Genomic DNA, 15008 nt, shown 5'->3' with positions numbered 1-15008 from the left:
TGAACACATTTATTGAATCCAAGGGAATCATTTCATGATCTACAGCATGACCGCGTACGCGCGCAAAGAGGTCAAAGGTGACTGGGGTAGCGCAGTATGGGAAATCCGCTCTGTAAACCAACGTTATCTCGAAACATACTTCCGTCTTCCTGAGCAGTTCCGTGGCCTTGAACCTGTACTTCGTGAGCGCTTCCGCAAGCGTTTGGCGCGCGGTAAGGTCGAATGTCACCTCCGCTTTGAAGCTAACCCTGCAGCGAAAGGTGAGCTGAACATCAATGAAACACTCGCTAAGCAAGTGATTGGTGCAGCGAACCAGATTATGGGGCTCACTGGTGAGCAAAACCGCATTAACCCATTCCAAGTCATGCAGTGGCCAGGTGTGATGGAAACGCCAGAGCAAGATATGGACACCATCAACAAAGCACTACTAGACGGCTTTGAGGGTGCACTGAGTGACTTCATCGAAGCGCGTGGTCGTGAAGGTGAAAACATGAAGGCGTTGATCGTTCAGCGTTTAGATGCCATCACAGAAGAAGTGGTGAAGGTTCGCGCTCGCATGCCAGAAATCATCGAATGGCAACGTGAACGTCTACTGGGCAAATTTGAAGAAGCCAAGATTGAGCTTGATGCCTCTCGCGTTGAGCAAGAGTTGATTCTTCTGGCGCAAAAATCTGACGTAGCAGAAGAGCTAGACCGTCTAGACTCTCACGTTAAAGAAACCAACAGCATCATGAAAAAAGGTGGCGCAGTCGGTCGTCGTCTCGACTTTATGATGCAAGAGTTTAACCGCGAGTCGAACACGCTCGCGTCTAAGTCTATCAGTACGGATATCACTGCATCAGGTGTTGAGCTTAAGGTGTTGATTGAGCAGATGCGTGAGCAGATTCAGAATATTGAATAATTCTGTTGAATGATAAAAAAGCAGGCTGATGCCTGCTTTTTTATTGCTTGTGTACCGCGCTCAAATTAACCGCTCCCTCACACGAGTCGTGCTCCCGTGTTAGCGGAGGTATACTCAACGTTCGCACCAGGCCTCAAGAAGATTCCTGCCTACGTAGTGCACGGCCAGTGGAATGACGGCGCTTTAGAGTTCTTAGAAAACAAAATTTATCGTCACCCCTGCGCAGGCAGGGGTCTTCTCAACGCTCGCGCCAAGCCTCAATTAGATTCCTGCCTGCGCAGGAATGACGAGAGCCGCTGTGTGCAGGTTCAATATTTACAAGTGACTACAACAACACCAAGTAAGTCATAAACAGCGCCGACAACACATAGATCACCGGATGAACCTCTCTACCCTTGCCTGCCACAACCATACTAAATGCATAACTGATAAAGCCCATCGCCATACCGTTTGCTGGTGAGAAGCTCAGCACGGTAAACATAATGGTAAAGAAGGCAGCGATGCGCGACTCTTTTTTGTCCCACTTAATATCGCCTAGGCGACCAATCATGTAAATACCAACCACAACCATCGCTGGTGCCACCATGGCCGCAGAGAACAATGAGAATAGCGGGTATAGGAATAGAGACACAAAGAACAAACCGGCTACTACAACTGCCGCTAGGCCGGTTTTCGCACCTTGAGAAGACGCGATGCCCGACTCAGAGAATGCTGTAACCGACGTAGTACCAAGCAGCGAGCCCATTACTGTACCACCCGCATCAGCGACGAGCGCTGAACGAGCATTTGGCACCTTGCCGTCTTTGTCGATGATGCCAGCGTCACGGCCCACACCCACAATCGTGCTCAAACCATCGAAGAAGTCGACAATTAAAAAGATAATCACGATGAACAGCAGATCAAACATCTTCTCTGCCGTTAGACCAGAGAAATCGAAGATAGCACCAAAGCTACCTGCCATGCTTGGTGGCATCGCGACGAGCTGATCTGGAATTGGTGCGTTGCTTGTACCCATAAAGGTGTCAGCAAGGATGGTCAGAACGATGGCTGATATGAACGAAATAAACGTCGCCAGCTTGATATCGCGAACCATACAACCCAGCGCAATAAAGATACTGATGTAAGCGATCATAACCTGAGGGTTCAGGATATCGCCCATGCTCACCAAGATGATTGGGTTTGAAACGATGATACCGGCGTTCTTAAGCCCTAAGAAGGCGATAAACAAGCCGAGCGATACGGTAATCGCCAGCTTTAGGTCTTCTGGAATCGATTCGATCATTGCTTTACGGATCTTAGTCATTGATAAGATCAAGTAGATGATGCCCGAGAAGAAGATACCCAGTAGCGCTTCATGCCAAACCAGAGCCACTGAGCCGCTAAGAAGCATGCCTTTAAAGAAGCCATTCATGCTCATACCAGGTGCAAGCATCACTGGGTAGTTACCAAAGAAACCCATAATTAGAGTCGCAAATGCCGCAGCTAACGCCGTTGCAGTGAATACCGCGCCGCGGTCCATGCCGGGAATATCACCCAAGATGGCTGGGTTCACCGCTAGGATGTAGCTCATCGCTAGAAACGTAATAAAACCTGCATATACCTCGGTGCCGATCGTAGATTTACGCTCGCTCACCTTGAAGGTAGCTTCGATAAAAGAGGGGTTGGCTTGCCTTTGGCCAGCTAATTCTGCACTCACAGTGGAACCTTTAAAGATAGAAATGACGGAGACGCAAACGTATGCGCGACAAAAATAATGGCGCGAATTCTAATCAGCCAGAGAAATAAATCAATGTTTTTCTTGTTGGTTTTTATCGCTTAAAAAACAAAACCTTGATAAATAAGCAAACGTTTGCTTTGAATATTGCGTCTCAACTCTCGGCACCTACCCCGTGCGCCTTATGCAAGTCCTCACATCAAAGAGAAGACAGCTTGTCGTGCTGCCCTCAATCATGATACTCTTCGCCTCCATTTTTCTGGCCGAAATTTCAGCACTTGGGCCAGTGTTTTATCTAAAATAGAAGAGTGCATCGCGCAGCTTCTATTCCTTCAACCCAAGAATGCGGACACTGACAAATGATTGGTAAAGGCACCCTGTATATCGTATCGGCACCAAGCGGCGCTGGTAAATCGAGCTTAATTGCAGCTATGTTGGAAAAAAACCCAACCTACGCAATGAAGGTTTCTGTTTCTCACACCACTCGCGGCATGCGCCCTGGTGAAGAAGACGGCGTGCACTACCACTTTGTTGAAAAATCAGAGTTTGAGTCACTGATTGAGCAAGGCGCATTTCTAGAGTACGCCGAAGTGTTTGGTAACTACTACGGTACGTCTCGCCTGTGGATTGAAGAAACGCTAGAGAAAGGCATCGATGTCTTCCTAGATATCGACTGGCAAGGCGCGCGTCAGATCCGCGAGCAAATGCCAGAAGCGAAAAGCGTCTTTATTCTTCCGCCTTCAAACAGTGAACTTGAGCGCCGCCTAAACGTGCGCGGTCAAGACAGCGACGAAGTGATCGCAAAACGCATGAGCGAAGCAAAATCAGAAATGTCACATTACAACGAGTACGACTATGTTATCGTCAACGATGACTTTGATGGCGCACTTGTTGATTTTAAAGCGATTTTGCGTGCTGAGCGTTTGAAGCAAGACAAGCAAGCGGTGAAATATAAAGGCATGCTGGATGCTTTGCTAGCTGGATAGAAAGCCGTCATCCTCACGAAAGTGAGGATCTTTATCAGCGAGTATCGTGCTCAAATTATATGAGTCACTCGCCGCACGAGATCCCCTTTTTCAAGGGGATGACGAATGTGCTACTTCGAAGGTAGCGCGCAATTAAAACCTAAGTAACAGTAGCTAAACGGATCATTTGTGATCTAGAATCTAAATGTAATAGCCTGTATACTTTCTCGTCATCAAAAATTTAGTTAACTATTGGAGTTCTTATGGCACGCGTAACTGTTCAAGACGCTGTTGAAAAAGTTGGCAACCGCTTCGACCTAGTTCTTATTTCGGCTCGCCGCGCACGTCAGATGCAAATCGGTGGTAAAGATGCACTAGTGCCAGAAGAAAATGATAAGCCAACGGTTATCGCTCTACGCGAAATCGAAGAAGGCTTGATCACGAAAGAAGTACTAGACGCACGCGAGCGTCAAGAGCAGCAAGAGCAAGAAGCTGCAGAACTAGCGGCAGTAAGCAGCATCGCTCACAACCGTTAATTCGACCTATCCAATCAGAGTTCCATCGACTTTCGGGCCTATAATTTGTACCTATTCGATAGCCTTAAAGACGTTGCCCAAGAATACCTAACAGAGCCTCAAATTGAGGCTCTGCGTCAATCTTATGTGGTAGCAAGAGATGCCCATGAAGGGCAGACCCGCTCTAGCGGTGAACCTTACATCATCCACCCTGTAGCGGTTGCTCGTATCCTCGCAGAAATGCGTCTGGATATCGAAACTCTGCAAGCAGCACTGTTGCATGATGTCATTGAAGATACGGAAGTCACCAAAGAAGAGCTAGAAGAACAGTTTGGCAACACCGTCGCGGAACTCGTGGACGGCGTCTCTAAGCTCGACAAGCTAAAATTCCGAGATCGCAAAGAAGCTCAAGCGGAAAACTTCCGCAAGATGGTGCTTGCCATGGTGCAAGACATCCGCGTGATCTTGATTAAGCTCAGTGACCGTACTCATAACATGCGTACATTGGGCGCGCTTCGTCCGGACAAGAAACGCCGTATTGCTCGTGAAACCCTAGAGATCTACGCGCCGCTTGCGCATCGTCTCGGTATTCACAACATCAAGACCGAGCTTGAAGAGTTAGGTTTTGAAGCACTTTATCCAAACCGTTATCGCGTTCTAAAAGAAGTAGTGAAAGCTGCTCGTGGTAACCGTAAGGAAATGATCCAGCGTATCCATAGCGAGATCGAAGGCCGCCTCGGTGAGGTTGGTTTGAACTGTCGCGTGTTGGGTCGTGAGAAGAACCTGTTCTCCATCTATAACAAGATGAAAACCAAAGAGCAGCGCTTCCACACCATCATGGATATCTACGCCTTCCGCGTTATCGTGGACACGGCGGACACCTGCTATCGCGTACTTGGTCAAGTACATAGCCTGTATAAGCCCCGTCCAGGTCGCATGAAAGATTACATTGCGGTACCAAAGGCGAACGGCTATCAATCCCTTCACACCTCTATGGTTGGTCCTCACGGTGTCCCTGTTGAAGTACAGATTCGTACTGAAGACATGGACCAGATGGCTGACAAGGGTGTGGCAGCGCATTGGGCATACAAAGGCAATGGCGACCGCACTGGCACTACTGCGCAAATCAAAGCACAGCGCTGGATGCAAAGCCTGCTTGAGCTACAGCAAAGCGCAGGTAACTCATTTGAATTTATCGAAAACGTAAAATCCGATCTGTTCCCAGATGAGATTTACGTGTTCACACCAAAAGGTCGTATCGTCGAGCTACCACTCGGCGCGACAGCAGTCGACTTTGCTTATGCGGTGCATACCGATGTCGGTAACACCTGTGTGGGCGCTCGCGTTGATCGTAACCCGTACCCACTAAGCAAGGCTCTGAAGAACGGTCAAACCGTTGAGATCATCAGTGCACCAGGCGCTCGTCCAAATGCGGCATGGCTAAACTATGTCGTGACGTCACGTGCTCGCACTAAGATCCGTCAGGTGCTTAAGACCATGCGTCGTGAAGAGTCTGTGGTTCTGGGTCGCCGCCTGCTTAACCATGCTTTAGGTCGCCACTCTGTTGATACCATCTACCCAGAGAACATCAACGAAGTACTCACCGACCTCAAGCTAGAGTCGCTCGACGACTTGCTTGCTGCGATTGGTCTTGGTGAGCTGATGAGCATCGTAATTGCAAGACGCTTGCTGGGTGATACGGACGAGCTAACACAAACAAGCTCTATTCCATCATCAGGTAAGAAGCTGCCAATCCGCGGAGCGGAAGGTATTCTTCTGACGTTCGCAAACTGCTGTCACCCAATTCCAGACGATCACATCATTGCCCATGTGTCGCCGGGGCGTGGTCTTGTGGTTCACCGTGAAACGTGTCCAAACGTTCGTGGTCACCAGAAAGAGCCAGATAAGTACATGGCGGTAGAGTGGAGTGACGACTACGAGCAAGAGTTCACTGCAGAACTTCAAGTCGATCTGCAAAACCACCAAGGTGCGCTTGCCGAGCTCACTAATGTGATTGCTAAGACTGGCTCGAACATTCACGGCATTTCGACGGAAGAGCGTGATGGTCGTTTGTATACTGTGACGGTATTGCTGACAACCAAAGACCGTGTGCACCTTGCTGGCATCATGAAGCGCATTCGCGTTATGCCACACGCACTGCGAGTCAGACGTCGTAAGAACTAAGGCTATTGCTTGATCTAACACGGGTTCGATGAATATCGAGCCCGTTTTATTTGGAACATCCTAATGAATTTAGAACGCTACAATCGTATTCAGGAAGTGCTTAAAGCACGCCAACCCGATCTGACTTTACTGCTAGAACAAGTTCACAAGCCGAACAATGTCTCTGCCGTCATTCGCACGGCTGACGCCGCCGGTGTGCACAAGGTCCACGCCGTTTGGCCTGATGAGAAAATGCGCACCCTAAGCCACACCTCAGCAGGCGCACGTAACTGGGTGGAAGTTGAAACTCACGACACGGTCGCAGACGCGGTGCGCGAGCTAAAAAGCCAAAGCATGCAAGTACTGGCTACCAATCTGTCTGATAACGCCGTCGACTTTCGCGAGATAGACTATACCAAGCCTACCGCTATCATTCTCGGCGGCGAGAAGAACGGTATTACTCAAGATGCGCTCGGTGAAGCGGATCAAGACATCATTATTCCTATGGTTGGCATGGTGCAGTCACTTAATGTCTCGGTTGCCAGCGCGCTTATTTTATTCGAAGCACAACGTCAGCGTCAGCTGGCAGGTATGTACGATCGCGATACGAGTGAGCTTCCAAAAGAAACCATTCACCGCATCCTCTTCGAGCGTGGTCACCCTGTTCTCGCCAAGGTCGCTAAGAAGAAAAACATGCCATATCCACCACTCGATGACGAAGGGCAGATTGTTGCTGATGAGTCGTGGTGGAAAGAGATGCAGAAGAAGTAACAAAGTTTGATTTAAGACTGGTTTTCTTTTCTGTTTGAAGCGACTCGCAATCAGAAAATGCTCAGATGGTAATCTGCCACTATTTGAGCAACCTCTATGAAGCATGCGTGCGTATACATTTTATCTTCCAATAACCACAACGTTCTTTACATTGGTGTCACCTCGCAGCTCAAACAAAGGGTTTGGCAACACAAAGCTGGTGTTGTTGACGGTTTTACTAAAAAGTACCGCGTTCACAAGTTAGTCTTTTTTGAGGGTCACCATTCGATGTACTCTGCGATTGAAAGAGAGAAGCAGGTGAAGAAGTGGAAGCGTGAATGGAAAGAGAATCTCATTAAGGGTGTTAACCCTGATTGGGTGGACTTGTATGATTCTCTGTAGTTGAGAAGTGTCACGTAGAATCGAGGTTATACATTTTTTGTCATCTCTGCGCAGGCAGAGATCTACTCAACGCACGCACCAAGCCTCAAGAAGATTCCTGTCTGCGCAGGAATGACATGAGTTTCAGGTTCATGACATTCAAAATAGTCGTCACTCCTGCGTAGGCAGGAGTCTACTCAACACGTGCACCAAGCCTCAAGAAGATTCCTGCCTGCGCAGGAATGACATGAGTTTCAGGTTCATGACATTCAAAATAGTCGTCACTCCTGCGTAGGCAGGAGTCTACTCAACACGTGCACCAAGCCTCAACAAGATTCCTGCCTGCGCAGGAATGACATGAGTTTCAGGTTCATGACATTCAAAATAGTCGTCACTCCTGCGTAGGCAGGAGTCTACTCAACGCGCGCACCAGCCTCTACAAGATTCCTGCCTGCGCAGGAATGACGCGAGTTGTAGGTTCCTGACATTCAAAATAGTCGTCACTCCTGCGTAGGCAGGAGTCTACTCAACACGCGCACCAAGCCTCTACAAGATTCCTGCCTGCGCAGGAATGACGTGAGTTGTTGGTTCTTCACACTCAAAATAGTCGTCACTCCTGAGTAGGCAGGAGTCTACTCAACGCGCGCACCAAGCCTCTACAAGATTCCTGCCTGCGCAGGAATGACGGGAGTTGTAAGTTCCCCACACTCAAAATATGCGTCACTCCTTCGTAGGCGCACGGCCAGTGGAATGACGAACTTTGAGCATGAAAGTAGACCCTTCTTATAAAACTGTACAAAAAGACAGTAAAATGCTTGAATATTCTCATCTAACACTTTGATGGATGGTGAATATGGCTCAGTTACTGTCGGCAATTCCTTTAACTTCGCTTTCTGGCGTGGGGGCAAAAGTCGCAGAGAAACTTGAAAAGGTAGGATTGCACACGGTGCAAGACCTGCTATTTCACCTACCTCATCGTTATGAAGACCGCACGCGTATTTACCCTATCGTCAAACTGCACCCCGGTCTTTGGGGTTCAGTGCAGGGTAAGGTGATGAGCAGTGATGTGGCCTTTGGTCGTCGCAAGATGCTGACGGTAAAGGTTAGCGATGGTAATGGCACCATCACACTACGCTTTTTCAACTTCACCGCAGCGATGAAGAACAACTTCTCCGAAGGACGCGTGATAGTCGCTTACGGTGAAGTAAAGCGCGGTAACCATGGTCTTGAAATCATCCATCCTGAGTACAAGTTCCATGCTGAAGGTAAAACGCCGAAGCTAGAGCAAACCCTGACGCCTATCTACCCGACAACAGAGGGTTTGAGGCAGCTCACTCTAAAGAGCTTAACCGACCAAGCCCTTAAGCTAATGGACGGCGCAGCAGTAGATGAACTCCTCCCAAGTGGCTTGTACAACCAACAAATGACGCTTGCTGAGGCGTTGCACATTATTCACCGCCCGCCACCGAACATTAACCTCGACGATTTTGATGAAGGTAAGCACCCTGCGCAGCAGCGTCTTATCATTGAAGAGTTGATGGCACAGAACCTCTCGATGTTGGCCGTGCGAAGCAAAGGTCAGCAGGACGCGGCTATCGCGCTGCAGCCTGTCGAGACGCTCAAGCACAAGCTACTCGGACAACTGCCCTTCTCACCAACAGGCGCTCAAGCTCGCGTCGTTCAAGAGATAGAAACCGATCTTCAAAAGCCAATTCCTATGATGCGATTAGTCCAGGGCGATGTGGGCTCAGGTAAAACGCTGGTTGCCGCTTTGGCTGCCGTGCGCGCCATTGAACACGGCTATCAAGTCGCCATGATGGCGCCTACTGAACTGCTTGCTGAGCAGCATGCCATTAACTTTGCCGGCTGGTTTGAGTCTATGGGCATCCAAGTCGGTTGGCTGTCTGGTAAGCAGAAAGGCAAGGCGAAAGAAGCCGAGCTAGCGCGCATCGCCAGTGGTGAAGCGCAGATGGTAGTGGGGACTCATGCGCTGTTTCAGGAGTCGGTTGAATTTAACAATCTCGCCCTTGTCATCATCGATGAACAGCACCGTTTTGGGGTCCACCAGCGTCTAGAACTGCGTGCCAAAGGTGCCAAGCAAGGCTTCTACCCACACCAATTGATCATGACGGCAACGCCAATTCCAAGAACGCTGGCGATGACCGCTTATGCTGACTTAGAAACTTCAGTTATCGATGAGCTTCCACCAGGTCGAACCCCGATTCAAACCGTCGCTATTCCCGATACTAAGCGCGATGATGTGATTGAAAGGGTTAAAAATGCCTGCCTGCATGAAGGCAAGCAAGCCTATTGGGTGTGTACCCTTATTGATGAGTCGGAAGTACTTGAAGCGCAAGCAGCAGCCGACACGGCTGAAGACCTGCAGCGCAAACTGCCCGATCTCAAAATAGGCTTAGTGCATGGCCGCATGAAGCCAGCTGAGAAGCAAGACGTTATGCAGCGCTTTAAAAACAATGAACTGCACCTATTGGTAGCGACCACGGTTATTGAAGTCGGTGTGGATGTCCCCAACTCCAGCTTGATGATTATTGAAAACCCAGAGCGCCTTGGTCTAGCTCAATTGCACCAGCTACGCGGCCGTGTGGGCCGTGGTAGCGTGGCGAGCCACTGTGTGCTGTTGTATCACTCTCCACTCTCTAAAACTGCACAGAAGCGCTTAGGCGTGCTTCGTGAGAGTAATGATGGCTTTGTGATCGCGCAAAAAGACTTGGAGATACGTGGACCGGGTGAACTACTTGGCACCAAGCAAACGGGATTGGCTGAGTTTAAGATTGCGGATTTGGTGCGCGACCAACGATTAGTGCCCGAAGTTCAGCGCATTGCGCGCCATGTTCATGAGCAATATCCAGACAACGCCAAGAAGATTATCGACCGCTGGCTGGGCGACCGAGAGTTTTACGCGAAAGCATAACTCTAGACCGAAGCAAGTAAAGTCACACGCTGTCAGCGCGTGGCTTTACCTTTCTAGGTTTCTATTCAGGTTAGGCTAATTAGAGCTTTTTATTACCCTTCGGCACAGGAAAACTCACCTGAGCCTTCAAGCCTCCACCACTGCGATTGGTAATGCTTACAGAGCCGTGATGCTGGCTGATAATTCGTTTCACGATTGCCAAGCCCAAACCGGTACCCTCACTGCCGCGGGCAGTATCACCGCGAGTGAACGGTTCGAACAAACGACCGATCTGGCTCTCTTCAATACCTGGACCATTATCCTCAATGGTGACCCAAGCCAGTTTATTATCCACCGTCATCCCTGTCGTGACCTTCACCCAACCATTACCGTAACGAACCGCATTCACTACCAGATTGGTAATGGCCCGCTTGATGGCAATTGGGCTGCCTTCGATATCTTTGATGTTCTTCATTGGCGCGTATTCAATCTGCACCTCATAGCCACCCTCGGAAGAAACAATATCAGACGAGATATCATTGAGGCTCATCGGTTCAAAAGATTGAGTATTGACCGGCTTGAGGTAATCCATGAACTGACCGATGATCTCATTACACTCTTCAGTATCACTGATGATCCCTTCCGCCAGATAGCTATCCTCTGGCGACATCATCTCTGTCGCGAGTCGAATACGAGTCAGAGGCGTGCGGATATCATGGCTGATACCGGCCATAAGCAATGTGCGGTCTTGCTCAAGCTCTTGAATGCCCTTCGCCATTTGATTGAATGCACGCGTCACAGAGCGAATCTCTGACGCGCCTCGCTCTGGTAGTGGCGGTGGGATCTCACCCTTACCCACCAGCTTCGCGGCATTCTCCAAGGCGGTTAATGGACGGTTTTGCAATCGAATAAACAGCCAACCACCCACAATGACAAGCAATGCCATGATCAAGCTATTACGAAACAGCGGCGCGAAGTCCTCTTCTTGCAGCTCAGACAAAGGAATGCGGATCAGAGAGTTTGGAAGAGCATCAATCTGCATCCAGAGAATATAACTCTCTTCGCCTAAGATAAGCCTCACCTCGGTATTGGACTGCAGCTCATCGGTCATCTCCTCACTCATCAAGTCAATAGGCAGAGCATGATTAAACTCATTCGCCATCGCACTGTCATCAGCATGAATAGTCACACCTAACTGAGCCAGCACCTGTCTGCGCAGGGGCGCGTCCATCTCAATCTGACCATCGACATCTTCGGTATCTTCCAAGAAGAACACCAACTCATGCGCCAGTATCTTGTTGAACTGCTGCAAACTTGGTACTAGCGCGTAGTTATACACCGCGTAGTACGAGAAAACCTGACTGGCGATAAGCAGAGTAAAGAACAGAAGAATGGATTGGGTGAACGAGCTACGAAAGCGCATAACGTTTCCTTTGGAGCGAAGACGAGAGTTGATAATAAACAAAAAAGGCTCTGAATCCATCCAGAGCCTTCATAAAACCAGCGAGATTATGCTTCTTTGCCGTCTGGCACGAAGACGTAACCTAAACCCCATACCGTTTGAATGTAACGAGGCTTACTTGGGTCAATCTCTAACATACGACGTAGGCGAGAGATTTGAACGTCGATTGAACGCTCCATCGCTGAGTATTCACGACCACGAGCCATGTTCATCAGTTTGTCGCGAGACATTGGCTCACGCGCGTTAGTCACTAACGCTTTAAGTACTGCAAACTCACCAGATGTGAGAGGCATCGCCTCTTCACCACGGAACATTTCACGAGTACCTAGGTTTAGTCGGAAGTCACCGAACTCAACCACAGACTCTTCTTGGCTAGGTGCACCCGGCGCTTCAATAGTCTGACGACGTAACACCGCTTTAATACGAGCCAGCAGCTCGCGTGGGTTGAATGGCTTAGGAAGGTAGTCATCCGCGCCAACCTCAAGGCCAACGATACGGTCTACCTCATCGCCCTTCGCTGTCAGCATTAGAATCGGCAACATGTTGTTGGCGTTACGTAAACGACGACAGATCGACAGGCCATCTTCACCAGGTAGCATTAAGTCCAATACCATAAGGTGAAAGTTTTCACGGGTTAACAGGCGGTCCATCTGCTCACTGTTAGCAACACTGCGTACTTGGAATCCTTGCTCTGATAAGTAACGCTCTAGTAATGCACGCAGACGTGCATCATCATCAACAACTAAAATCTTGTGATTTTCTTGCATATTCGATTCCACCACTAAAAAGGCTATCCACACACTAAATTGTCTAACACTATGACAAATCAGCGTATCAGCGGTAAATGTAACATTCCTTGCGTAAAAATTGTGCACGGAATTGTTAGAGATTATTAATTATGGTCTATATTATTCATCTTCGTCACAGTTCTATGTGATATGAGCGATGTTTATCGCATGTTGAGGAAATTTACTCCCTGAAACCTATTTAACCCTGTAGCTATATTCCTTGCGCCCGCTAACGCTTTGTAACATTCTGAAACTTGGTTTTAGCGTACGAGGCGTCGTTCTGTCATATACCCTGTATACGGTATCTTGTTTTGAATTATTCAAGGAAAGGTTATGACTCTAGCGCCCCAATGGGAACTTCATTTTTCGCGTGATAATTTTGCCCAAGCACTCAAGCACTGGCGAAGTTTCAATGGCATGTCTCAACTAGACCTCGTGGAAGCGCTGAGTTTGTCTCACCGAGCTTTTCAAGGCGTCAATCAGCCGATGCTGAGTAAATGGGAGCATGGCAATGGCCAACCTTCTCTCATGCGACGCGTTGGCGTTGCGGCGTTTTTTCAGCAGCCTTATCAGTACTCAGAAGAAGAGCTCAGGCTCATTCAAAGCGTTGAGAAATATGATCAGTTCTTTGTCGGGTTCGATACTTTATACCCATGCACTATCGATCGCTATGTCACCTACCCTTGGGACAAACTACCTGAGGTCTATAGAGAGCAGATCCTTTACGCACAAGAGAATTATCGCAACATCAGCTTTGATGATCTGATCAGTGTCATGTCTGTCAGTGAAATCCACGTGGTGGTCGCCCTTCATAACAATGCAATGGTCGGCCATATCGTTCATGGCAAAGATGGTAGCGGCCAAGACTGCCTGCTCAGTTACCTTGCCCTTGATAAAGTCCTATATCGCCAGGTTCACCGTTATACGAGTGAAATGTTTGAAGATAAAAAAGTCCTTATTACAGCCATCAAGCCATACGCTAAAACTGTCATCTCTGATATCTACATCCCTGAGAAATACAGAATTGGCGAGCTCAGCGTATATGAGTGCAACATTAATACCCTCAACGCCAACCCATTCTTTGAGCGGATACATGATGAAGGTCGGATCTTGTCACTGCTTAGTCACCACCAGAAAGTGCAAAGAGACCGCCGTCTCAATGCTGCCGAAGTTCACAGCGAGAAAAGCGCCACTCCAGCATAGATTGAGCTTTTTTGTTTTCATGGCAATATGTAGTCATGTGCGAATGAATCCACGACTCCGTAAGTGGACTCAGTTCGCAATGATGAATGGCGAAATGATTGAACAATGAAAACAAACCTAATTACCCGCGAAGGGTATGACAAACTTAAAAAAGAGCTCGATTTCTTGTGGCGTGAAGAGCGTCCTGAGGTGACGAAAAAAGTGACTTGGGCTGCGTCGCTTGGAGATCGCTCCGAGAACGCTGACTATCAGTACAACAAGAAGCGCCTGCGCGAAATTGACCGCCGCGTCCGCTACCTTCGCAAACGCCTAGAGCAAGTCACTGTGGTCGATTACTCCCCTCAGCAAGAAGGCAAAGTCTTCTTTGGCGCTTGGGTCGAGATTGAGAACGAAGATGGCGATACCATGAGCTTTCGTATTGTCGGCCCTGATGAAATCTACGGTGGTGCAAAAGGCTACATTTCCATTGATGCGCCAATGGCAAGAGCGATTTTAAAGAAAGAAGTCGATGATGAATTTGTGGTAAAGACACCAGAAGGCATCAAAGAGTGGTTTGTTAATCGAATAAGCTACAACGGTTTATAACAAAAATGGCCCAGAGAACTGGGCCATTTTTGTATTTAAATCTCAACACCAATATTACTGATGCCCTGCTCTTTCAATTCTAGGCGCAGGTCTTTAATCAGCTCAATATCACGCTCTTCACTGTCACGCAGTGGGCGGAAGATAGCCCATTGAACATCCCACTCTTCACACACGGCTTCGTTTTCTTTCTGGTTGTCGTTGGTGATCTCAACGCCAGTTTCAGCCTGCTCCAGTTGAGCAACCGTCACTACGGACTGCTGGCTGATTTTAAGACTCGATTCCAGTAGGTAATCACGGTCAAGCAAACCATGCAGAAGCGTCGACAGCGCGAAACAGGCATCAATCGCGGGGTATACGCCATACATCTCGAAATCTTCTGAGTTCGGGATGACCTCTTCTAGCTTCTCAAGCTGCTTTTCGAAGTTGATTTTAGCGGTTTTCACCGTCAGCAGTTCCCATACCGCATCCAAAATATTGCGGTACACGCGCGCTTCCGCAAACTCGGTTTGCTCACAGAACATAGCGAAGTTGGGGTACATACGTTCGCACAAACAGGTCATAAAAGTGATATGCTGCCAAGGCTCAAATTTTTCGATACGTACCTGAATAGGGTTCTTTAACATGGTCGCTCTGCCGTAGTGAATGTAGACAGCGGAAGTGTAACCAAACG

The 15008-nt window shown here is 48.6% G+C and carries 13 protein-coding genes; 9 read left to right on the top strand and 4 right to left on the bottom strand.

Going from position 1 to position 15008, the window contains the following annotated elements:
• Positions 1-34 precede the first annotated feature (34 nt).
• Positions 35-901, top strand: a complete 867-nt coding sequence (locus LY387_RS00735; protein WP_128648010.1) for a YicC/YloC family endoribonuclease — start codon at positions 35-37, stop codon at positions 899-901.
• 325 nt (positions 902-1226) lie between these two features.
• Here the strand turns inward: LY387_RS00735 and LY387_RS00730 are convergent, their stop codons facing one another.
• Entirely contained in the window at positions 1227-2597 is a 1371-nt protein-coding gene (locus tag LY387_RS00730; RefSeq protein ID WP_234494979.1) for an NCS2 family permease, read from the bottom strand.
• Positions 2598-2977: 380 nt separating this feature from the next.
• Here LY387_RS00730 and gmk point away from each other — a divergent pair, with 380 nt between their 5' ends.
• The 6 genes from gmk (at position 2978) to recG (ending at position 10321) form a co-directional block, all read left to right on the top strand.
• Entirely contained in the window at positions 2978-3601 is a 624-nt protein-coding gene (gene gmk, locus LY387_RS00725; RefSeq protein WP_234496028.1) for a guanylate kinase, read from the top strand.
• Positions 3602-3843: 242 nt separating this feature from the next.
• Positions 3844-4116: a DNA-directed RNA polymerase subunit omega gene (gene rpoZ, locus LY387_RS00720; protein ID WP_006071268.1), complete on the top strand. Its 273-nt coding sequence runs from the start codon at positions 3844-3846 to the stop codon at positions 4114-4116.
• A 45-nt stretch (positions 4117-4161) separates the two neighbouring features.
• Positions 4162-6279, top strand: coding sequence for a bifunctional GTP diphosphokinase/guanosine-3',5'-bis pyrophosphate 3'-pyrophosphohydrolase (spoT, locus tag LY387_RS00715; RefSeq protein ID WP_042476939.1), 2118 nt, complete (start codon positions 4162-4164; stop codon positions 6277-6279).
• A 63-nt stretch (positions 6280-6342) separates the two neighbouring features.
• Positions 6343-7029 carry a tRNA (guanosine(18)-2'-O)-methyltransferase TrmH gene (trmH, locus tag LY387_RS00710; protein WP_234494978.1) on the top strand — a complete coding sequence of 229 codons (687 nt, stop codon included), beginning with the start codon at positions 6343-6345 and terminating at the stop codon, positions 7027-7029.
• Between the two features lie 96 nt (positions 7030-7125).
• The gene (locus LY387_RS00705; protein WP_234494977.1) at positions 7126-7410 is read left to right on the top strand and encodes a GIY-YIG nuclease family protein; all 285 of its coding nucleotides are present in this window, start codon (positions 7126-7128) and stop codon (positions 7408-7410) included.
• Between the two features lie 832 nt (positions 7411-8242).
• The gene (gene recG / locus LY387_RS00700) at positions 8243-10321 is read left to right on the top strand and encodes an ATP-dependent DNA helicase RecG (protein WP_234494976.1); all 2079 of its coding nucleotides are present in this window, start codon (positions 8243-8245) and stop codon (positions 10319-10321) included.
• A 79-nt stretch (positions 10322-10400) separates the two neighbouring features.
• Here recG and envZ read toward each other — a convergent pair whose 3' ends face one another.
• Together envZ and ompR are read right to left on the bottom strand one after the other, a co-directional pair.
• Complete coding sequence (gene envZ / locus LY387_RS00695) at positions 10401-11723, bottom strand: two-component system sensor histidine kinase EnvZ (protein WP_234494975.1); 1323 nt, start codon at positions 11721-11723, stop codon at positions 10401-10403.
• Between the two features lie 86 nt (positions 11724-11809).
• Positions 11810-12529: a two-component system response regulator OmpR gene (ompR, locus tag LY387_RS00690; protein ID WP_006071277.1), complete on the bottom strand. Its 720-nt coding sequence runs from the start codon at positions 12527-12529 to the stop codon at positions 11810-11812.
• Positions 12530-12883: 354 nt separating this feature from the next.
• Between ompR and LY387_RS00685 the strand changes: the two genes are divergently transcribed.
• Entirely contained in the window at positions 12884-13753 is an 870-nt protein-coding gene (locus LY387_RS00685) for a helix-turn-helix domain-containing protein (RefSeq protein WP_234494974.1), read from the top strand.
• Between the two features lie 105 nt (positions 13754-13858).
• A complete protein-coding gene (gene greB / locus LY387_RS00680) occupies positions 13859-14338 on the top strand; it encodes a transcription elongation factor GreB (protein ID WP_234494973.1) in 480 nt (159 codons plus the stop codon).
• Positions 14339-14373: 35 nt separating this feature from the next.
• On the opposite strand, the gene LY387_RS00675 is transcribed toward greB, so the two are convergent.
• Entirely contained in the window at positions 14374-14961 is a 588-nt protein-coding gene (locus LY387_RS00675; RefSeq protein ID WP_234494972.1) for a YjaG family protein, read from the bottom strand.
• Between the last annotated feature and the right edge of the window lie 47 nt (positions 14962-15008).

Origin of the sequence: Vibrio maritimus (assembly GCF_021441885.1) — a bacterium.
In the GTDB taxonomy this organism is placed as follows: Bacteria; Pseudomonadota; Gammaproteobacteria; order Enterobacterales; family Vibrionaceae; genus Vibrio; species Vibrio maritimus_B.
This window is presented reverse-complemented; position numbering and strand designations above follow the sequence as displayed.